This is a genomic window from Mesorhizobium sp. W016 (assembly GCF_054719485.1).
The window spans coordinates 3,825,446-3,845,082 of the sequence record NZ_JBTTIF010000002.1 but is presented as its reverse complement, the minus strand read 5'-3'; the positions used below and the strand labels follow the sequence as shown (position 1 = coordinate 3,845,082).

Genomic DNA, 19,637 nt, shown 5'->3' with positions numbered 1-19,637 from the left:
CAACAGTTTCCCCCTCTATACGTAGCGGAACACGCCGACGGCGTAGACCACGGAGAGAGCGAGAGCCCACCACAGGTTGGATCCGACAAGACCCAGCCAAGCGAGATGGATAAAGGCGCTGCCAAGCAGCGACAGAAAAAGGCGGTCGCCGCGCGTCGTCTCGAAGCGCAGGATGCCGACGCGCGGATTGCCGCCCGGCGAGGCAAATTCCCAAAACGCCATGCCGCACAGCAGCAGAAGAATGGTGCCGAAGAACGCCGCCGTCGGCCACGTCCAGGCCATCCAGGTGAGGTCGAGATTCATGGTGACACCCTCCCCAGGGCAAAGCCCTTGGCGGTGGTGGTGAGGATGAACCCGTGCGTTTGTTTCATCACACCCTCCCCAGGGCGAAGCCCTTGGCGATGTAGTTGCGGACAAACCAGATGACGAGCGCGCCGGGGATCAGCGTCAGCACACCGGCTGCGGCGAGCAGGCCCCAATCCATGCCGGCGGCCGAAACGGTGCGGGTCATGGTGGCGGCGATGGGCTTGGCATCGGTGGTCGTTAGCGTGCGAGCGATCAAAAGCTCGACCCATGAGAACATGAAGCAGAAGAAGCAGGCGACACCGATGCCGCTGGCGATCAGTGGCATGAATATCCTGACGAAGAAGCGCGGGAACGAGTAGCCGTCGATATAGGCTGTTTCGTCGATCTCCTTGGGCACGCCCGACATGAAGCCTTCGAGGATCCATACCGCCAGCGGCACGTTGAACAGGCAGTGCGCCAGCGCCACCGCGATATGGGTGTCGATCAGGCCGAAGGCCGAATAGAGCTGAAAGAACGGCAGCGCGAACACTGCCGGCGGCGCCATGCGGTTGGTCAGCAGCCAGAAGAACAGATGCTTGTCGCCGAGGAAGCGGTAGCGCGAAAAGGCGTAGGCCGCCGGCAGCGCCGCAGCCACGGAAATCACCATGTTCATGACAACATAGGTGATCGAGTTGATGTAGCCCGAATACCAGGACGCATCGGTGAAGATGGTAACGTAGTTGGCGATCGTAGGCTGATGCGGATAGAGCGTCAGCGAGGAGACGATCTCGGCATTGGTCTTGAAGCTCATGTTGATGAGCCAGTAGATCGGCAGCAGAAGCACGATGATGTAGATCGTCGGCACGATCCACCACCAGCGCGATTCCTCGCCGCGCTTGCGCATCAGCCGGGCGACCTGATCCTGCGAAAGCGTGCTCGCCAATTTTCCCGAAGCGGTGGTTTCGCTCACTCTGTCGGCTCTTTCGTTGGCGCCGCTCATCTCAGCGCTCCGCGTCGTAGTTGGTCATCACGGTGTAGAACACCCACGACAACAACAGGATGATCAGGAAGTAGACCAGTGACATGGCGGCCGCCGGACCGAGGTCGAACTGGCCGAGCGCGGTCTTGACGAGGTCGATCGACAGGAAGGTGGTCGAGTTGCCGGGGCCGCCGCCGGTGACGACGAAGGGCTCGGTGTAGATCATGAAGCTATCCATGAAGCGCAACAGCACGGCGATCAAAAGCACACGCTGCATCTTCGGCAGCTGGATATAACGGAACACCGCCCAGCGCGAGGCGCCGTCGATCTTGGCCGCCTGGTAGAAGGCATCCGGGATCGAAACCAGGCCGGCATAGCAGAGCAGCACGACAAGGCTGGTCCAGTGCCAGACGTCCATGATGATGATGGTGACCCAAGCGTCGAACGGATCCTGAACGTAATTGTAGTCGATGCCGAGCGCGTTGACGTAGTAGCCGAGCAGGCCGATGTCGTTGCGGCCGAAGACCTGCCAGATGGTGCCGACGACGTTCCACGGAATGAGCAGCGGCAACGACATAAGCACTAGGCAGACCGGCACGCCCCAGCCCTTCTTCGGCATGTTGAGCGCGATGAATATGCCGAGCGGCACTTCGATGGCCAGAATGATGAAGGAGAAGATCAGGTTGCGCACCATCGCTTCCCAGAAGCGGCTGGACGACAGCAGTTCCTCGAACCACTGGGTGCCTGCCCAGAAGAAGACGTTGTTGCCGAAGGTGTCCTGCACCGAATAGTTGACGACCGTCATCAGCGGAATGACGGCCGAGAACGCCACCAGCACCAGCACCGGCAGCACCAGGAACCAGGCCTTGTTGTTCCAGGTCTTTTCCATCTATGCCCCCATCTCGACACGCCCCATCTCAACCAGCCAGGAATCGGCATAGATGTTGATGCCTGCCGGATCGAAGCGAACCTTTGGGTCGGCCGGCACGCTCTCGTCCTCGCCGATGACGGCAGCGATCTCGCGGCCTTCGAGGCTGGCGCGCACCACCTTGTGGCGGCCGAGATCCTCGACCTTGCTGATTTTAACCGCCATGCCGTCACGGCCGAGCCTGACATATTCGGGGCGGATGCCGAGTTCGATGGCGCCGGAGCTCCCAGCGGCGGTCTTTGGCGCGCCGGGCAGCTCGATGCGCTGGCTGCCAATGGTCGCGGTCTTGCCGTCGATCGCCACCGGCATGACGTTCATGCCGGGCGAGCCGATGAAGTAACCGACGAATGTGTGGCGCGGGCGCTCGAACAATTCAGCCGGCGTGCCGATCTGGACGATGCCGCCATCATACATGACGACGACCTGGTCGGCGAAGGTCAGCGCCTCGGTCTGGTCATGGGTGACATAGACCATGGTGTAGCCGAAGCGGCGGTGCAGTTGCTTCAACTGCGATCGCAGCACCCATTTCATGTGCGGATCGATAACCGTCAGCGGTTCGTCGAACAGGATGGCATTGACATCCGAGCGCACCAGGCCGCGGCCGAGCGAGATCTTCTGCTTCTGGTCGGCGGTCAGGCCCCTCGCCTTCTTCTTCGCCCACGACGCCAGGTCGATCATCTCCAGCGTCTCGCGCACCTTGCGGTCGACATCGGCCTCCGGCACGCCGCGATTGCGCAGCGGGAAGGCAAGATTGTCGTAAACGGTCATGGTGTCGTAGATGACCGGGAACTGGAACACCTGCGCGATGTTGCGCTCCTGCGTCGACAGATTGGTGACGTCCTTGCCGTTGAACAACAACTCACCGTGCGAGGGGTGCAGAAGTCCCGAAATGATGTTGAGCAGCGTGGTCTTGCCGCAACCCGAGGGCCCAAGCAGCGCATAGGCGCCGCCATCCTCGAATGTGTGGTGCACTTCCCGCAGCGCAAAATCGGCATCCTTCTGCGGATTGGGCAGGTAGGAGTGCCTGACATGGTTGACGTCGATGCGCGCCATCTCTTCCCCCTCAGGCCGCAAGCTTCGGCGCGGCGACGGCGCTGCCGTTGCTGTCGAAGACCATGATGTGGCGCGGATCGATAAACACCTCGATCTCGGCGTCCGGCTCGAAATCGCGGATGCCGTGGGCCAGCATGACCCAGCGCGCATCGGCAAAATCGAGGTGGATGAAGCTTTCCGAGCCGGTGATCTCGGTGATCGTCACCTTGGCGCGCACCGGCACCGCGGCAGCGTTGGGCCGCTCCAGCGACAGATGATGCGGCTGAAAGCCGATCGTGTAATTGGCGTCGGCAATGCCGGCGAGTTCGGCCGGCACCGGCAGCTTGACGCCGCCCTCGAGCAGGAAATCCGGGCCCTTCTTGGCCAGCACGATGGTGTTGAGCGGCGGATCGGCAAAGGTTTTCGCCGTCACCAGGTCGATCGGCTTGCGGAAGACGTCGATGGTCGGCCCGAATTGGGTGATCCGCCCCTCGGACAGCGTCGCCGTATTGCCGCCGAGCAGCAAGGCTTCATGCGGCTCAGTCGTGGCGTAGACGAAAATGGTGCCGGCTGCGGCAAATATCTTGGGCAGTTCGGCGCGCAGCTCCTCGCGCAATTTGTAGTCGAGATTGGCGAGCGGCTCGTCGAGCAGCACCAGGCTGGCATTCTTGACGATGGCGCGGGCCAGCGCCGTACGCTGCTGCTGTCCGCCGGACAGGCTGAGCGGCGTGCGGTCGAGATAGGGTGTGAGCTTCAGAAGCCCTGCCGCGTTGCGGACTTCCTTGTCGATCTTGGCCTGGTCGGTGCCGGCGACGCGCAACGGCGAGGCGATGTTCTCGTAGACGGTCATCGCGGGGTAGTTGATGAACTGCTGATAGACCATGGCGATCTTGCGCTGCTGCACCGGCATGCCGGTGACATTCTGGCCGTCGAACCAGACTGAACCGGTGGTCGGCACGTCGAGCCCGGCCATCAGCCGCATCAGACTTGTCTTGCCCGACAGTGTCGGCCCGAGCAAAACGTTGAGCGAGCCGTGCTGAAGCGTCAGCGACACGTCGCGGATATGCTCCACCGCGCCGACCATCTTCGTCACGTTTCTCAGTTCCAGCATGATGCCTCCTCCCAGGCTTTGTGCATCAATCGCCTTCCCTATTCCGCTGCCGCGACATGGCGCCGGCTGATGCCGCGCATGAATTCGTCAAGCGCCGAGGCCTGTTCGCGGCTGAGATGCAGACCGCGCTTGGTGCGACGCCACAATACATCTTCGGCGGTCAGCGCCCATTCATTTTCGCTGAGGTAGCGTACCTCGGCCTCATAGAGATCGGCGCCGAAATTGCGGCCGAGATCGGCGTTCGACTTGGCAAGGCCGAGCAGCACTTGCGCGCGCGTGCCGTAAAGCCTGGTCAACCGACGCGCCAGGCGCTGGTCGAGGAAAGGATAGGCGCTCTTCAGCTTCGCCACCTGGACGTCGAAACCGGTGGCCGGGAAATCGCCGCCCGGCAAGGGCGCGTTCGCCGTCCACGGCTTGCCGCGCTTGCCGAGAAAACCTTCGATCTTTTCCAGCATCGATTCCGACAGCCGGCGGTAGGTGGTGATCTTGCCGCCGAAAGCGTTGACGATCGGCGCCTTGCCCTCGCCGCCATCGGCTTTCAACACATAGTCGCGGGTCGCTTCCTGCGCCTTCGAAGCGCCGTCGTCGTAGAGCGGGCGCACGGCCGAATAGGTCCAGACGATGTCGGGGCGCGTCACGGCTTCAGCAAAATATTCGCTCGCCGCCGCGCAGAGATAGTCGATCTCGGTGTCGCTGATCTTCACGTCATGCGGATCGCCGGGATAGTCGCGATCGGTGGTGCCGATCAGCGTAAATTCTTCCTCGTAAGGGATGGCGAAGATGATGCGCCCGTCCTTGTTCTGGAAGAAGTAGGCGCGCGGATCATCGAATTTCTTTTTGATGACGATATGACTGCCCTGCACCAGGCGCACATTGTGCACGTCGTTCTGGCCCACGGTGGTCGACAGGACGTGGTCGACCCATGGACCGGCGGCATTGACCAGCAGCCGGGCCTTGACCTCGTCGGCATCTCCCGTCCGCACGTCTTCCACGCGGATCGCCCATAGATCGCCTTCGCGCCGCGCCCCGACGACTTTCGTGCGGGTGCGGATGGTGGCGCCGCGGTCGGCGGCGTCACGCGCGTTCAACACCACCAGCCGGGCATCGTTGACCCAGCCGTCCGAGTACTCGAAGGCCTTGTGAAACAGCGGCTTCAGCGGCTTGCCCGCCGGATCCTTGGACATGTCCAGTGTCCGGGTCGCCGGCAGCAATTTGCGGCCACCAATATGATCGTAGAGGAACAGGCCGAGCCGGATCAGCCAGGCCGGGCGCAGGCCCTTGGCATAGGGCAGCACGAAGCGCATCGGCCAGATGATGTGCGGCGCGTTCTTCCACAGAACCTCGCGCTCCATCAGCGCCTCGCGCACAAGCCGGAACTCGTAGAATTCGAGGTAGCGCAGGCCACCATGGATCAGCTTGGTCGAACCGGAGGAGGTTCCGCTGGCGAGGTCGTTCATCTCGGCGAGAAATACCGAAAAGCCCCGCCCAACGGCGTCGCGGGCGATGCCGCAGCCATTGATGCCGCCACCGATGACGAAGATGTCACGGACTGCGTCCACGAATCCCTCCCGCGATTTCGCATTGCAGCATTTTTGAGTTGTTACGAAACCGTATCGGGATTATTTCGAAATAAGAACGAATGTCAAACGAAATGTAACGGGACCGTGATCGATAGCCTAGCCGAGCGACGTTTCGATCAATTGAACCTCCGCTTCCTCGCAGATCTTACGCACCGACGGGATGTCGCAACGGTCGGTGATGAAGGTGTTGACTTGCGAGAGATGGCCGATGCGAACCGGCGCGGTGCGTTCGAACTTGGTCTGGTCGGAGACCAGGATGACATGCCTGGCATTGGCGATAATGGCTTGCGCCACTTTCACTTCGCGAAAGTCGAAATCGAGCAACGCGCCGTCATGGTCGATGGCCGAGGCGCCGATCACTGCATAGTCGACCTTGAACTGCCTGATGAAATCGACCGCGGCCTCGCCGACAACGCCGCCGTCGGAGCCACGCACGACGCCGCCGGCGATTACCACCTCGATCGAAGGATAGATGCGCATCCTGTTGGCAACATTGATATTATTGGTGATGACCATCAGCCCGGTATGGTCGAGCAGCGCCTTGCTGACCGACTCGGTCGTGGTGCCGATGTTGATGAACAGGGAGGCGTTGTCGGGTATCAGCCTGGCCGCCGCGCGGCCGATGGCCTCCTTCTCGTCGGCGGCAATCTTGCGGCGCGCCTCATACTCCATGTTCTCGATGCCGGACGGGAACAGGGCCCCGCCATGGATGCGCGTCAGCAGCCGCTGGTCGCAGAGATCGTTGAGGTCCTTGCGGATGGTCTGTGGCGTCACGTTGAAATGCGTGGCGAGGTCATCGACCAGCACACGGCCATGGTCCTTCGCCATCTGGATGATCTCGGCATGGCGCGGCGACAAATACACTGAGAACCTCCCGTTTTCGTTTTTCTTGTTTGTAGCTGAAAACGAAAGCAATGAAAAGGGAGACGCCGGCTAATGAAATATCGATGATTGAAAAGGCGAACCGGGCAGATACGGCTCAGACCCGCTCCGCCACCTTGCGGGTGACAGCCGCGACTTTACCTGGCGAGCGGATCATCAGGAAATTGCCGGACCAGTATCCCGGGATTCGCCAAGTGCCTTTGATCTCGGTTGCATCACCGTTGATGATGCCGCTGTAGTGAATCGGGTGCGCCTTCAATTCGGCCTTGTCGTATGTCTTGGTAAAGGAGACGGCGTTGCCCTCTCGCTGCCCCTGCAGGCTTGCGTATCTTGCCGTGCTGGTCGCCGCCGGTTCGTGGGTCATCCCCGTCAAGCTGGTTGCCGTCTCGATCAGCGTTGCAACGAAGGAAACCGGCGGCAGTTCGCGCGGATAGAAATAGCGCCCGCTCCAGACGCCCGTCAGATTCTGGCTAACCCCTTCGGCCCTTCCGGCCATATGCTTGCTCGCAAGTCCTTGCTGGCTTGCCCCGGCGGCGGCAACCACCCGGGCAATCCCTGTCAGTCCTTCGGGGATCTTGCACACTCGCAGATGACAGTGAAGGCGGTATCGACATCGGCCGCGGTTGTCTCGAACTGGCCTGCCTGGAAGCGGATGGCGACCCGGCCATCGACACGCGTCTGCGTCAGGTAGATACGGCCGTCATTGTTGATGGCGTCGACCAGACGCAAATTGTGCTCGTCGGAGTCAACGCCGGATGCGGCGCGATGCCGGAACGAGAACAGCGACAGCATCGGCTGGCTGGCGAGCTCGAAATCCTCCTCCTCGGCCAGGCGCGCTGCTATGCCTTCGCTCCAGGCGACGTGATTGCGGATCATGGTGCGCAGCGCCTCGAGGCCATGGGCGCGCAGCAGGAACCACAGCTTCAGCGCCCGGAAGCGACGGCCGAGAGGCACCGACCATTCGGAGTAGTTGATGATGCCGTCATGGCCGCGAGTTTTCAGATAGTCCGGCTTGATCGCCAGTGTGCGCACGAGATCCTCCGGCTGGCGGACGAACTGGATCGAGCAGTCGAATTGCGCGCCCAGCCATTTGTGCGGGTTGAAGACGATCGAGTCCGCGCCCTCGACACCGGTCCAGAAATGCCGGTATTCCGGACAGATCATCGCCGATCCGGCCCAGGCGGCGTCGATATGCAGATAGAGCCCCTGGCGTTTGGCCACCGCGGCCACTTCAGCGATGTCGTCGGTGCCGCCGGTGCTGGTGCCGCCGACGCACGCGATGATGCCGGCCGGCAATAGGCCGGCGGCGCGGTCGGCAACAATCGCCGCTTCCAAAGCCGCGGTATCCATGGCGCGGTAGGTGCCAGCGACGGGAATGCGGACGAGGTTTTCCTCGCCAATGCCGGCGACCCAGATGGCGCGGTCGATCGAGGTGTGCACCTGGTCGGAGGAATAGACGCGCAGCCTGCCCTGCCCGGAAAGACCCTTCTTGTTGCCCTGCCAGTCGAGCGTGCGCTCGCGCATGGTCAACACGGCGGCCAGCGTCGCCGATGATGCGGAGTCCTGGATCACGCCGGAAAAGCCTTCGGGCAGGCCGAGCGCCTGGCGCATCCAGTCGACGATGCGCGTCTCAAGCTCTGTCGCCGCCGGCGAAGTCTGCCACAGCATGCACTGCGCGGCCATCGCAGAGACCAGATATTCGGCCACCACCGAGACGGGTGCTGCATTGGCCGGGAAATAAGCAAAGAAACGCGGATGCTGCCAATGCGTCATGCCGGGCACGATCTTGGCTTCGAAATCGGCGAAGATCGTCTCCATCGATTCCGCGGCCTCCGGCGGAGAAGCTTCGATGCTCCTGAAGATCTCGCCCGGCGCTATGGCAGGTCGCACGGGCCGATCGCGAAGGCCGGCGCGGTAATCAGCGCCCCAGTCGGCGGCGCGCCTCGACCAGTCGCGGAATTGCTCGTTGTCCATGGATCCTCCCGACACGCCGATCAGCCAGCCGTTTGAATTTTGATTAACATGTTAAATAGAGACAGGCAACCGCGACGAAGGTCCCGCGCTACCCCGGAAAATCCGGCAGGCTGGCAAAGGCCGTCTTCAACGCGTTCGACCAGCCTTCGGAAATAGCACGATAATATCGATCGTCCTGGCCGATGCGCTTTTTCAAACCCACCGTGAACGTGTCCTCCTCCAGGAACAGCAGGTCGAGAGGCAGGCCGACGGACAGGTTCGATTTCAGCGTCGAATCGAACGATACCAGCAAGAGCTTGACCGTTTCAGCCAGGCTCATCGTCCTTTCATAGGCACGGATGATGATCGGCTTGCCGTATTTGGTCTCGCCGATCTGGAAGAACGGCGTGTCGTCGGTCAATTCAATGAAATTGCCCTCGGGATAGATCATGAACAGCCGTGGCGGGCTGCCCTTGATCTGGCCGCCGAGGATGAAGGAGGCGTTGAAATAGGAATCCGCCTTTTCGCCGGCAGGCGACGAGCTGGCGATGACTTCCTTGACGGTGTCGCCGACCAGCCGCACCGTCTGGTACATGGATGGGGTCTCGAGCAACGTCGCGTGGCGTTCCGCCACCGCCTTGGTGCGCTCGTCGAGCAGGCTGACCACGGCCTGCGTCGTAGCCAGATTGCCGGCCGACATCAGTACGATGACGCGCTCGCCTGGCTCTTCCCAGACATGCATCTTCTTGAAAGTGGAGATCGAATCCATCCCTGCATTGGTGCGCGTGTCCGACATGAACACGAGCCCACGATCGATCTTGAGGCCGACGCAATAAGTCATGGAATCTCTTCAGGCAGCAATCTTGCCGGAGACTACTGCTCTACCGTGACGGTGACTGCAAGCTGTTCCTCCGCCTGTCCCAGTCGAATTCCCGACACCGGCGAGGCGTCGCGATAATCACGGCCGGTGGCTACCCTGACATAGCGTTCATCGGGGGAAATGCCGTTGGCGGCGTCGAAGGCGACCCAGCCGAGACCCTGAACATGGGCTTCGGCCCAGGCATGGCTTGCCGCCTGCTCGATGGCCGCATCCATCATCAGATAGCCACTGACATAGCGGGCCGGAAAACCCATGACGCGGGCTGCGGTGACAAAGATGTGGCTGTGATCCTGGCAAACGCCGGTCTTCAGCGCCAATGCCTCTTCCGCCGGGGTCGTCACGCTGGTGGTGCCCGGCGTGTAGGCGACGCGCTCGACGATCAGCGCCATCAGCCGATGCAGCCTTTCGATGTCGGTACCTTTGCCGACCGCCGCGGCAAGCTCGCTTATGCCCTCGCCGGGGATGGTCAAAGCTGTCTCCTGGCTGAACAGCCACAGTGGCGCAAAGCCGTGATGCGGACCCGAGACGCCCGCTGTGTCGCGGGTGACAACCTCGCCGGAGGCCTCGACGGTGATGAAGTCGCGCTCGCCCTCGACGCTCAACAGCCTGTTATCGTTGCCGAAATGGTCGTTAAAGCGGACTTCCTCGCGCGCGCCCTCGATCTTCAGCGCCCAGGACAGCACGGTCTGCGTCGGGCCACTGACCGGTAACAGGCGTAGCCGCTGCAACAGATAGTGCACCGGCGCGTCGTAGCGGTATTCGGTACGGTGGGTGATCTTGAGCCGCATGCCTATTTTCCGTTTGTAAGCATGATCTTATCCGAAAACCGGGTCTCACTTGTCGCTAGCGCGGTCCTCCGGTTCGCGATCATGCTCAATTGAACCGGTAATCTTGTGCGATCTCTTCGCCAAGCTTGGTGTTGTCTTGAATGAACCTGGCCAGGAATTCGTGCAGGCCGGTGTCGAATATGTCCTTGATCGACCCTGCCTGCAGCATCGCCTGTGTCCTGTCGACGGTGGCGTGGCAGGCATGACGGTCGCCATAATCGTCGCCGAGGAATTTCAGATGCTCGGCGAGAAAACGATAACAGAAGGTCAGCGAGCGCGGCATGCGCACATTGAGGATCAGATAGTCGGCAATGTTGGTCGGTTTGTAGTCGGCCTCATAGACCCAGCGATAGGAACGGTGCGCCGACACCGAGCGCAGGATCGATTCCCACTGGTAGTTGTCGAGGCTCGAGCCGACCCAGGAGATCGACGGCAGCAGCACGTAGTATTTCACGTCGAGGATGCGTGCCGTGTTGTCGGCCCGCTCGACATAGGTGCCGAGCTGCGAGAAGTCGAAGATCTCGTTGCGCAGCATCGTGCCGTAGAACGAGCCGCGGATCAGCGCCGTCTCGCGCTTGATGGCGTCGAGCACACTCGGCAGGTCGCGCTCGTCGATCGGCTTTGCCAGCATGCGCTTCAGGGCCATCCAGGCTTCGTTGATGCTCTCCCACGTCTCGCGCGTCAGCGCGGTGCGCACCATGCGGGCATTGTTGCGAGCGGTCTCGATCGCCGACATCGTGCTCGACGGGTTCGAGGTGTCGCGCAGCAGGAAGTCGGCGACGTTGGCGGCGGTATAGTCCTTGTATTTCTGCGTGAAGGTGACGTCGGAGCCGGCGCTGAGCAGCACCGAATTCCACTCTTCCGACGCGCTCTGGGTGCGGGTCAGAGCCATGCGAAGGCCGGCATCGACCAGACGCGCCATGTTTTCCGCCCGCTCGATATAGCGGTTCATCCAGTAGAGCCCGTTGGCGGTGCGGCCGAGAAGCATGTGAAGTGGCCTTCGGGCTAGTGAGTAGGGAATAGTGAGTAGGGATTAGTAAGCATTTGAATCTCTGTGGAATATGGCATTTCTTGTCCCTCTACTGCCTACTGCCTACTGCCTACTGCCCTATTCCCTACCTAATCGTCCAACACCCACGTATCCTTCGTGCCGCCGCCTTGCGAGGAATTCACGACCAACGACCCCTCCTTCAGCGCCACCCGCGTCAAGCCGCCGGGAACGATCTGGATTCGGTCGGAGACCAGAACATAGGGCCTGAGATCGACATGGCGCGGCGACAGGCCTTTTTCGGTCAGGATCGGGCAAGTCGACAGCGCCAGCGTCGGCTGGGCGATGTAGTTGGAGGGCTTCGCCTGCAGCTTCTTGGCGAAATCCTGGCATTCCTTCTTGGTCGCAGCCGGGCCGACCAGCATGCCGTAGCCGCCGGAGCCGTGCACTTCCTTGATGACCAGCTCATGGATGTGTTCGAGCACGTATTTCAGGCTGTCGGGCTCCGAGCAGCGCCAGGTCGGGATGTTGCCGAGGATGGCCTTGCGGCCGGTGTAGAACTCGACGATGTCGGGCATGTAGGAATAAATCGCCTTGTCGTCGGCGATGCCGGTTCCCGGCGCGTTGGCGATGGTGATGTTGCCGGCGCGGTAGACGTCCATAATGCCGGGCACGCCAAGGGCCGAGTCCGGCCGGAAGGTCAGCGGATCGAGGAAGGAATCGTCGACGCGCCGGTAAAGCACGTCGATCTGCTTGTAGCCTTCGGTCGTGCGCATGGCGACGTGGCCGTCTACAACGCGCAGATCCTGGCCTTCGACCAGTTGCACGCCCATCTGGTCGGCGAGGAAGGCATGTTCGAAATAGGCGGAGTTGAAGCTGCCCGGCGTCAGCACGGCAATGGTCGGTGCGCCCTTGGTGCTTTGCGGCCGCACTGCCGCCAGCGACTGGCGCAGCAATTGCGGATAATTCTCCACCGGCCGCACCTTGATCTGCTGGAACAGCTCGGGAAAGAGCTGCATCATCGTCTCGCGGTTCTCCAGCATGTAGGAGACCCCCGACGGCGTGCGCGCATTGTCCTCCAGCACGTAGAACTCGTTCTCCGAGATGCGGACGATATCGACGCCGATAATGTGGGTGTAGACGCCGGCCGGTGGCCGCACTCCGATCATTTCCGGCAGGAACGCCTCGTTCCTGGCGATCAGCTCCCTCGGCACGCGGCCGGCGCGCAGGATTTCCTGGCGGTGGTAAATGTCGTCGAGGAAAGCGTTCAGCGCCTGCACGCGCTGCTCGATGCCTTGCGTCAGCCTTCGCCATTCATTGCCGGAGATGATGCGCGGCACGATGTCGAAGGGGATCAGCCGCTCGGAGGCTTCCTGCTCGCCATAGACGGCGAAGGTAATGCCGGTCTTGCGGAAGACGCGCTCGGCGTCCTGCATCTTTTCGGTAAGCCTGGCCGGGTCCTGCTCCTTCAGCCAGCGGTCGTAAGCCGTATACGGTTGTCTAAGCCCGGAAACTTCCGGAAGCATTTCATCGAACGCTGCCAATCGCATACTCCCCTGTGACGCCATTTCACTGGCGTCGCGGGAGAAAATCAAGCGCAATCGGTGATTTGGAGGATATCGGCGATCAGTATGTTCCGACTGCCCAAAATTCGGGCAGTCGGAACAGGACCTTAATCAGGCTCTGCCTTGTCGCCGGGCAAGTGCCTGATGCGGCCATAGCAGTTCACCGTTTCATGGAAACGGCGACCTGCCATGGCTTTTTGCTTTGCCGCAATTCCGGACGGAAAACCGCTTCACACTTTTCCTGGAATTGCTTTAGAATGCGCGGAAAGTGACGACCGTGAAGGTGTCCTTGATTCCGGGAATAATCTGCACCTTCTCGTTGACGAAGTGGCCGACATCTTCCTCGTCGTCGACGTAGAATTTGGCAAGCAGGTCGTAATTGCCGGCGGTCGAGTAGATTTCCGAGGCGATTTCGGCATCGGCGAGCGCGCTGGCGACCTCATAGGACTTGCCCAGATCGCACTTTATCTGCATGAAAAACGTCTTCATTGCCGGTCCCGATCAAGCTTCAGCACACAAGCGGCCCTTGTGGCAGACTGCCGCCCGGCTTTCAAGCATCAGGCCGAGCGCGCCTTGGCGACGGCTTGTCTCAGTTCGGACACCGGCATGCCGCGCCGATACAAGTTGCCGCCGATGACCAGGGCTGGCGTGCCGCGCAGCTTGAAAGCCGTCGCCTGGGCTTCGGTGCGGACAAGGGCAGCGTCGATGTCGGGTTCACGGATGGCGAGGTCGGCACGCACCATCGCCACATCGACACCGACGGAAGAAAGGATGTCGTTGGTGCGGCGTTCCGAAAGGCCGCGCTGGTTGGTCATCAGCGCATCGACCGCCGCGCCATAGTGTTCGCCGCTCAGCAGCGTCACCCGCGCCGCGTCGCGCGACACGTCGCCGAAGATCGGCCAGTCCTTCATCACAAGCCGGACGCCGTTGTCCTCTTCCATCAACTTCTTCAGTTCGACGAAGACGAGCTTGCAGATCGGGCATTGATAGTCGACGAATTCGGCGATGGTGACGTCGCCATCGGGGTTGCCGAGCGCTGGAATGGCGGGATCGAAGGCGACTTCCGTGACAGTCGGCCCGGTGCTTGCCCAGGCGGGCAAGGGAGCCAAAACTGCGAGGCTTGCCGCGCCCTTCAGCAAAAGGCGCCGGTCGATCGGCTGCTTGAACATGGTCGTCCCCTGGTTGCGCGAACGGGTCCCCACCCGTCCCTACGATGCGCGCCTCGCGTTAAAGGAGGCTTAAGCATGATCTTGTGGCACTTGCGTGGCAAATATTGCGGTTGCTGAAACCGTGAGGCTCCGCCAAGCGTATGGTATGATGCGTCCTGGGACAGGTTTTGTTGAGGACAATGGAGACAGGCCATGCGCCGCATCGCATTCGCAGTCGTTTCATTGCTGTTCGCGTTGTTCGTCTCGGCAGCCCTTGCCGGTGATGCGGAAGTCAAGGCCGGCCAGGCCGTCATCGATGGTCAGTTGAAGGCACTCATCGCCAATGATGGCGCCAAGGCGTACAGTTTCGCCGCTCCGAATGTGAAGCGCATCTTTCCGACCGTCGACACCTTCATGAACATGGTGACCAACGGCTATCCGCCGGTGCGCCAGCCGCAGAGCTATTCCTTCGGCAAGGTCGAGCAGATGGGGCCAACTTCGCTAATCCAGCAAGTGCTGATCGTCGGACCCGACGGCAAGGACTATGAGGCGGTCTACACGCTGGAACAGCAGCCCGACGGCAGCTTTCAGATCACCGGCTGCAGCTTGCGCGCAGCGAATTCGCTCAGTACCTGAGGCCCGGCTACAGCACCGGACTATCACCCCTCGCCCATGCCTCGGAAATCTCAGCCGTGCGCGCCTCAAAGGCCCGGGCCTCGATCGCGGCGCGAATGTCCTGCATCAGCTTCTGATAGTAGGACAGGTTGTTCCAGGTCAGAAGCATCGCCCCCAGCGCCTCTTGCGAGCGCACGAGATGGTGCAGATAGGCGCGTGAGTAGTCGCGCGCGGCCGGGCAGTCGCTCTCCTCATCCAGCGGCCGCGGATCGTCCGCGTGGCGGGCATTCCTGAGATTGACCTTGCCGCGCCTGGTATAGGCCAGGCCATGGCGGCCGGCGCGGGTCGGCATCACGCAGTCGAACATGTCGATGCCGCGCGCCACCGATTTCACGATGTCGTCCGGCGTGCCGACGCCCATGAGATATCGAGGCTTGTTGTCAGGCAATTCCGGACAGGTGATCTCCAGCATATCCAGCATCACCGCTTGCGGTTCGCCGACGGCCAGGCCGCCGACCGCATAGCCCTTCAGCTCCATCGCGCTCAGCGCCTGCGCCGAACGCACCCGGAGAGCTGCGTTGTCGCCACCCTGGACGATGCCGAACATCGCCTTGCCGGGCTGATCGCCGAACGCTGTCTTGCAGCGCTCGGCCCAGCGCAGCGACAGCTCCATCGCGCGCTCGATCTGCTTGAGGTCGGCCGGCAGCGCTGTGCATTCGTCGAGCTGCATCTGGATGTCGGAATCGAGCAGGCCCTGGATCTCGATCGAGCGCTCCGGCGACATCTCGTAGGCAGCGCCGTCAATGTGCGAGCGAAAGGTGACGCCCTTCTCGGTCAATTTTCTGAGCTTCGACAGCGACATGACCTGAAAACCGCCACTGTCGGTCAGGATCGGCTGCGGCCAGCGGGCGAATTCATGCAACCCACCAAGCCGCGCCACGCGCTCGGCGCCGGGGCGCAGCATCAGATGATAGGTATTGCCCAGGATGATGTCGGCGCCGACGCCGCGCACCTGGTCCATATACATGGCCTTGACCGTGCCGCCGGTGCCGACCGGCATGAAGGCCGGCGTGCGGATTTCGCCGCGCGGCATGGTGATGGAACCGCGCCGCGCCTTGCCGTCGGTGGCGAGGATCTTGAAGGTGAATGTCTCAGCCATTGAATTCCTTGTCATGGACAGGCGCGCCTGGCGCCTGCCTGTCGAGCGACTGGCGGTATTGGATGCAGCCGCGCATGAATTTCGGCCATGGCGGCACGGCAATCGATGGATCGGTCTTTTCCGGCAGCAGGTCCCACAGGTTGGGATGATGCCAGCATAAATCATGGCCGGTAGAATCTCGATGCTGGCGTATGCCGGCACGGAGTTTCTTCACTTCGGCGATCAGGCTCTCGCGATCAAAGGCTTGCAGATCATCGTCCATCGCTCATCTCCGCTCGATAAAGCAGGCTTGCATCTCCGTAGGAATAGAACCTGTAATTGTTCCCGATGGCATGAGCATAGGCCGCACGCATCGTATCTAGGCCGCTGAAGGCCGAAACCAGCATGAACAGCGTCGAACGCGGCAGATGGAAATTGGTCATCAGCAGATCGGCGGTGCGGAAGCGATAGCCCGGCGTGATGAAGATGTCGGTCGGGCCGGACCAGGCGGTCAGCGAGCCATCAGGCCGTGCCGCGCTCTCCAGCAGGCGCAGCGAGGTCGTGCCGACAGCGATGATGCGCCCGCCCCGCGCCTTGGCGCCATTCAGAGCGTCGGCTGTTGCTTCGCTGACCGAGCCGGTCTCGGCATGCATCTTGTGGTCAGCGGTGTCGTCCGCCTTGACCGGCAGGAAGGTGCCGGCGCCGACATGCAAGGTGACGAAGCGGCGTTCGATGCCTTTTGCATCCAGCGCGGCAAACAGCTCCGGCGTAAAATGCAGGCCTGCGGTGGGGGCAGCGACTGCGCCCTCCTCCTTGGCATAGATTGTCTGGTAATCCGTCAGGTCGCGTGCGTCGTCGTCGCGCTTGGAGGCGATATAGGGGGGCAGCGGGATGTGGCCGACGGCGCGCAGCGCTTCGTCGAGAAATGGGCCGGAGAGGTCGAAGCCGAGCAACGCCTCGCCGGCGTCGCCCTTCTCGATGACCGTGGCGTCGAGTTGGCCGAGAAAACAGGAATTGCCGTCATGGCCGAAATGGATGCGGTCGCCGGCGGCGATGCGCTTGCCCGGCCGCATGAAGGCCAGCCAGCGGTCCGGCGCCATGCGCATATGCAGCGTGGCGTCGACCTGCGCCTGCGCTTCGCCGCGCCGCCTGATGCCTCTCAACTGGGCAGGAATGACCTTGGTGTCGTTGAAGACCAGCACGTCGCCCGTTCTGAGCAAGGACGGAAGGTCGCGCACCGCGCGGTCCGCAAAGTCTTCGCCTGGCCTGACCACCAGCATTCTGGCGCTGTCGCGCGGCTCGGCCGGGCGCAGCGCGATGCGCTCCTCCGGCAGGTCGAAGTCGAAGAGATCGACGCGCATCAGTAGAGCCGGACGAGCAGCGCTCCGGCCAACAGCAGCACCGCGCCGGCGATGCGGCCGAGCGAAATCTCGCGCACCGCCACGCCGAGAAAGCCGACGCGATCGATCAGCATGCCGGCCAGCAACTGGCCGGCAACCAGGAACGCCATCAACGCGGCTGCACCAATGCGCGGCGTAAGAATGGTTGACAGGGTAACATAGAAACCGCCGAGCATGCCGCCGGCGATGAACAGCCAAGGCGCCGGCGCCTTCCAGTCGAGCGAGATGTCCTGCAGCCGCACAACGGCAATGGAGATGATACCAAGCACGATCGCGCCCGACAGGAACGAAAACGCAGCAGCCGCGACCGGGAGCCCCAGGCCGCGCGCCAGCTGCGAGTTGATCGGCGCCTGGACGGCGATGAAGGCGCCTGACAGGATGCCGAGCAGCGACCAGACCAAGCCCATCATCTTCGTTTGTCCTTACCTGACGTCGGCCGCGACCTTCAGCGACACGATCTTGTCGGGATCGACCACCGGCTCGCCGCGCTTGATCTTGTCGACATTGTCCATGCCTTCGATGACCTGGCCCCAGACCGTGTACTGGCGGTTGAGGAAAGCGGCATCGTCGAAGCAGATGAAGAACTGCGAATTGGCCGAGTTCGGGTTCTGCGAACGGGCCATCGAGCAGGTGCCGCGACCATGGTTGGCGTTGGAGAACTCAGCCTTCAGGTCCGGCTTTTCCGAGCCGCCCATGCCCGCACGCGAGGGCGCGAAGGTCGGCTTCGACGAATTGCCGAACTTCACGTCGCCGGTCTGCGCCATGAAGCCTTCGATGACGCGGTGGAAGACCACGCCGTCATAGGCGCCTTCGCGGGCCAGTTCCTTGATGCGGGCGACGTGGCCGGGAGCCAAATCGGGGAACAGTTCGATGACGACCTTGCCCTTGGTCGTTTCCAGGATGAGCGCGTTCTCGCGGTCCTTGATCTCAGCCATGTCGTATATCCTTTATCTCAGAAAAACAGATTGATTTGATTGGTTTACTTGTCGGCGGCGATGCGTACCTTGATCATGCGGTCGGGCTCGCTGACCGTGCCGTTGTCGGCCTCGTCACCCTTCTTGATCTTGTCCACCAGTTCGATGCCGCTGACGACATTGCCGACGATGGTGTACTGGCCATCGAGGTTCGGAGCCGGCGCGAACATGATGAAGAACTGCGAATTGGCGGAGTTCGGGTCCTGCGAACGGGCCATACCGAGCGTGCCGCGCTTGAAATGTTCGCTATGCGAGAATTCGGCCGGCAGGTCGGGCAGGTCTGAACCGCCGGTGCCGACGGCCTCGGGGCTGAACCCCTTCTTCATGTTGCCGAACTTGACGTCGCCGGTCTGCGCCATAAAGCCGTTGATGACGCGGTGGAATGCGACATCGTTATAAGCCCCTTCGCGCACCAGCTTCTTGATCTGGGCGACATGCTTGGGTGCCAGGTCGGGGCGTAGCGCGACGGTGACGTCGCCGTTCTTCAAGGTGATGACCATGGTGTTTTCCGGTTCGGCGGCGAAGGCCGAAACGGATGCGGTCACGAGACCGGCAAGCACGACGAGGAACGAGGCGAGCTTTTTCAGCTGCATAAGGGATCTCCGAAGGTCTTTGTTAGGGTGCATGTCGTTGCCCCAAAAACCGGCATCCACTTTGGGGCGACATGCACTATTTCGCGAATTTGGCGGTGAGCGCACCGGCAACGGCGGCCGGTACGAAGGGACGGATGTCTCCGCCCATCGAGGCTATCTGGCGCACAAGTGTGGCGGTAATGGTGCGTACCGATGGGCTGGCGGGCAGAAAAACCGTCTGCAGTTCCGGCGCCATGGTCTCGTTCATTCCAGCCATCTGCATCTCGTAATCGAGATCGGTGCCGTCGCGCAGGCCGCGGATCATGATCGAGGCGCCATGCTTGCGGGCCGCGTCGATGACCAGCCCGTCAAAGGCGACGACCTTGATACGGTCGCCGTCGCGGCCGAATTCGGCCTTGGTCGCGGCCTCGATCAGCTTCACCCGTTCGTCGAAGGAAAACAGCGGCGTCTTGCCGGGGTGGGTGCCGATCGCCGCATAAACCGTGTCGGCGACAGCCAGCGATGCCTTCAGCACATCGAGATGGCCGTTGGTCAGAGGGTCGAAGGAGCCGGCATAAAGGGCGATGCGATCGGTCATGGGAGGTGCTTCTAGCGGGGCATTGGGCGGAAGGCAAATGCGATTGGGAACATCTGCGTGAACCTTTTCGCAGACATGAACGACAGATGAATGCCTTGATCACGAAGACTTCACGCCGCGTTCGCTAGTTTGCACTTCGGAAGATGAAACCAAAACCCGATCTAACCGTTGGATAGGCGCAG

23 protein-coding genes are annotated in these 19,637 nt (G+C 61.8%); 1 reads left to right on the top strand and 22 read right to left on the bottom strand.

What is annotated here, in order from left to right; translation table 11 throughout:
* Positions 1-15: 15 nt before the first annotated feature.
* From ACYG9V_RS19090 to ACYG9V_RS19020, 15 genes are all read right to left on the bottom strand, one after another.
* On the bottom strand, positions 16-303 hold the full coding sequence (locus ACYG9V_RS19090) for a DUF2160 domain-containing protein (protein ID WP_023670977.1): 288 nt from the start codon (positions 301-303) through the stop codon (positions 16-18).
* Positions 304-370: 67 nt separating this feature from the next.
* Positions 371-1,285 (bottom strand): carbohydrate ABC transporter permease, encoded by a 915-nt coding sequence (locus ACYG9V_RS19085; protein WP_023670976.1) that lies wholly within the window; start codon positions 1,283-1,285, stop codon positions 371-373.
* 1 nt (position 1,286) lies between these two features.
* On the bottom strand, positions 1,287-2,153 hold the full coding sequence (locus ACYG9V_RS19080) for a carbohydrate ABC transporter permease (protein ID WP_023670975.1): 867 nt from the start codon (positions 2,151-2,153) through the stop codon (positions 1,287-1,289).
* Positions 2,154-3,245 carry an ABC transporter ATP-binding protein gene (locus ACYG9V_RS19075; RefSeq protein ID WP_023730147.1) on the bottom strand — a complete coding sequence of 364 codons (1,092 nt, stop codon included), beginning with the start codon at positions 3,243-3,245 and terminating at the stop codon, positions 2,154-2,156.
* A 10-nt stretch (positions 3,246-3,255) separates the two neighbouring features.
* Entirely contained in the window at positions 3,256-4,335 is a 1,080-nt protein-coding gene (locus ACYG9V_RS19070; protein ID WP_023700778.1) for an ABC transporter ATP-binding protein, read from the bottom strand.
* 38 nt (positions 4,336-4,373) lie between these two features.
* On the bottom strand, positions 4,374-5,894 hold the full coding sequence (gene glpD, locus ACYG9V_RS19065; protein WP_023700779.1) for a glycerol-3-phosphate dehydrogenase: 1,521 nt from the start codon (positions 5,892-5,894) through the stop codon (positions 4,374-4,376).
* 117 nt (positions 5,895-6,011) lie between these two features.
* Positions 6,012-6,779: a DeoR/GlpR family DNA-binding transcription regulator gene (locus ACYG9V_RS19060; protein ID WP_023670971.1), complete on the bottom strand. Its 768-nt coding sequence runs from the start codon at positions 6,777-6,779 to the stop codon at positions 6,012-6,014.
* 115 nt (positions 6,780-6,894) lie between these two features.
* Positions 6,895-7,341: a hypothetical protein gene (locus ACYG9V_RS19055; protein ID WP_023693406.1), complete on the bottom strand. Its 447-nt coding sequence runs from the start codon at positions 7,339-7,341 to the stop codon at positions 6,895-6,897.
* Positions 7,342-7,355: 14 nt separating this feature from the next.
* The gene (locus ACYG9V_RS19050; RefSeq protein ID WP_023715834.1) at positions 7,356-8,771 is read right to left on the bottom strand and encodes a pyridoxal phosphate-dependent decarboxylase family protein; all 1,416 of its coding nucleotides are present in this window, start codon (positions 8,769-8,771) and stop codon (positions 7,356-7,358) included.
* 88 nt (positions 8,772-8,859) lie between these two features.
* On the bottom strand, positions 8,860-9,591 hold the full coding sequence (locus ACYG9V_RS19045; protein ID WP_460221998.1) for a peptidase: 732 nt from the start codon (positions 9,589-9,591) through the stop codon (positions 8,860-8,862).
* 32 nt (positions 9,592-9,623) lie between these two features.
* Positions 9,624-10,418 carry a transglutaminase family protein gene (locus ACYG9V_RS19040; protein WP_023670966.1) on the bottom strand — a complete coding sequence of 265 codons (795 nt, stop codon included), beginning with the start codon at positions 10,416-10,418 and terminating at the stop codon, positions 9,624-9,626.
* 85 nt (positions 10,419-10,503) lie between these two features.
* Positions 10,504-11,445: an alpha-E domain-containing protein gene (locus ACYG9V_RS19035; protein ID WP_023670965.1), complete on the bottom strand. Its 942-nt coding sequence runs from the start codon at positions 11,443-11,445 to the stop codon at positions 10,504-10,506.
* A gap of 131 nt (positions 11,446-11,576) precedes the next feature.
* Entirely contained in the window at positions 11,577-12,989 is a 1,413-nt protein-coding gene (locus ACYG9V_RS19030) for a circularly permuted type 2 ATP-grasp protein (protein ID WP_023670964.1), read from the bottom strand.
* 273 nt (positions 12,990-13,262) lie between these two features.
* Positions 13,263-13,499, bottom strand: a complete 237-nt coding sequence (locus ACYG9V_RS19025; protein WP_023670963.1) for an Lrp/AsnC family transcriptional regulator — start codon at positions 13,497-13,499, stop codon at positions 13,263-13,265.
* Positions 13,500-13,567: 68 nt separating this feature from the next.
* Positions 13,568-14,179, bottom strand: a complete 612-nt coding sequence (locus ACYG9V_RS19020) for a DsbA family protein (protein WP_023693402.1) — start codon at positions 14,177-14,179, stop codon at positions 13,568-13,570.
* A gap of 192 nt (positions 14,180-14,371) precedes the next feature.
* Between ACYG9V_RS19020 and ACYG9V_RS19015 the strand changes: the two genes are divergently transcribed.
* A complete protein-coding gene (locus tag ACYG9V_RS19015; protein ID WP_023670961.1) occupies positions 14,372-14,794 on the top strand; it encodes a DUF4864 domain-containing protein in 423 nt (140 codons plus the stop codon).
* A gap of 7 nt (positions 14,795-14,801) precedes the next feature.
* Here the strand turns inward: ACYG9V_RS19015 and tgt are convergent, their stop codons facing one another.
* The 7 genes from tgt to coaD all read right to left on the bottom strand — a co-directional run bounded on the left by tgt (position 14,802) and on the right by coaD (position 19,455).
* On the bottom strand, positions 14,802-15,932 hold the full coding sequence (gene tgt, locus ACYG9V_RS19010) for a tRNA guanosine(34) transglycosylase Tgt (protein WP_023712378.1): 1,131 nt from the start codon (positions 15,930-15,932) through the stop codon (positions 14,802-14,804).
* Entirely contained in the window at positions 15,925-16,194 is a 270-nt protein-coding gene (locus ACYG9V_RS19005) for a hypothetical protein (RefSeq protein WP_023684641.1), read from the bottom strand. The genes tgt and ACYG9V_RS19005 overlap by 8 nt, the downstream gene beginning before the upstream one ends.
* Positions 16,184-17,272 (bottom strand): tRNA preQ1(34) S-adenosylmethionine ribosyltransferase-isomerase QueA, encoded by a 1,089-nt coding sequence (gene queA / locus ACYG9V_RS19000; protein ID WP_023712379.1) that lies wholly within the window; start codon positions 17,270-17,272, stop codon positions 16,184-16,186. Before queA ends, ACYG9V_RS19005 begins: the two co-directional genes overlap by 11 nt.
* A complete protein-coding gene (locus ACYG9V_RS18995) occupies positions 17,272-17,721 on the bottom strand; it encodes a DMT family transporter (protein ID WP_023684639.1) in 450 nt (149 codons plus the stop codon). The genes queA and ACYG9V_RS18995 overlap by 1 nt, the downstream gene beginning before the upstream one ends.
* Positions 17,722-17,733: 12 nt before the next feature.
* Positions 17,734-18,246, bottom strand: a complete 513-nt coding sequence (locus tag ACYG9V_RS18990; protein ID WP_023693397.1) for a peptidylprolyl isomerase — start codon at positions 18,244-18,246, stop codon at positions 17,734-17,736.
* A gap of 44 nt (positions 18,247-18,290) precedes the next feature.
* Positions 18,291-18,785, bottom strand: coding sequence for a peptidylprolyl isomerase (locus tag ACYG9V_RS18985; protein WP_352764641.1), 495 nt, complete (start codon positions 18,783-18,785; stop codon positions 18,291-18,293).
* Between the two features lie 169 nt (positions 18,786-18,954).
* Positions 18,955-19,455 carry a pantetheine-phosphate adenylyltransferase gene (gene coaD, locus ACYG9V_RS18980; RefSeq protein ID WP_023670954.1) on the bottom strand — a complete coding sequence of 167 codons (501 nt, stop codon included), beginning with the start codon at positions 19,453-19,455 and terminating at the stop codon, positions 18,955-18,957.
* Positions 19,456-19,637: the final 182 nt, after the last annotated feature.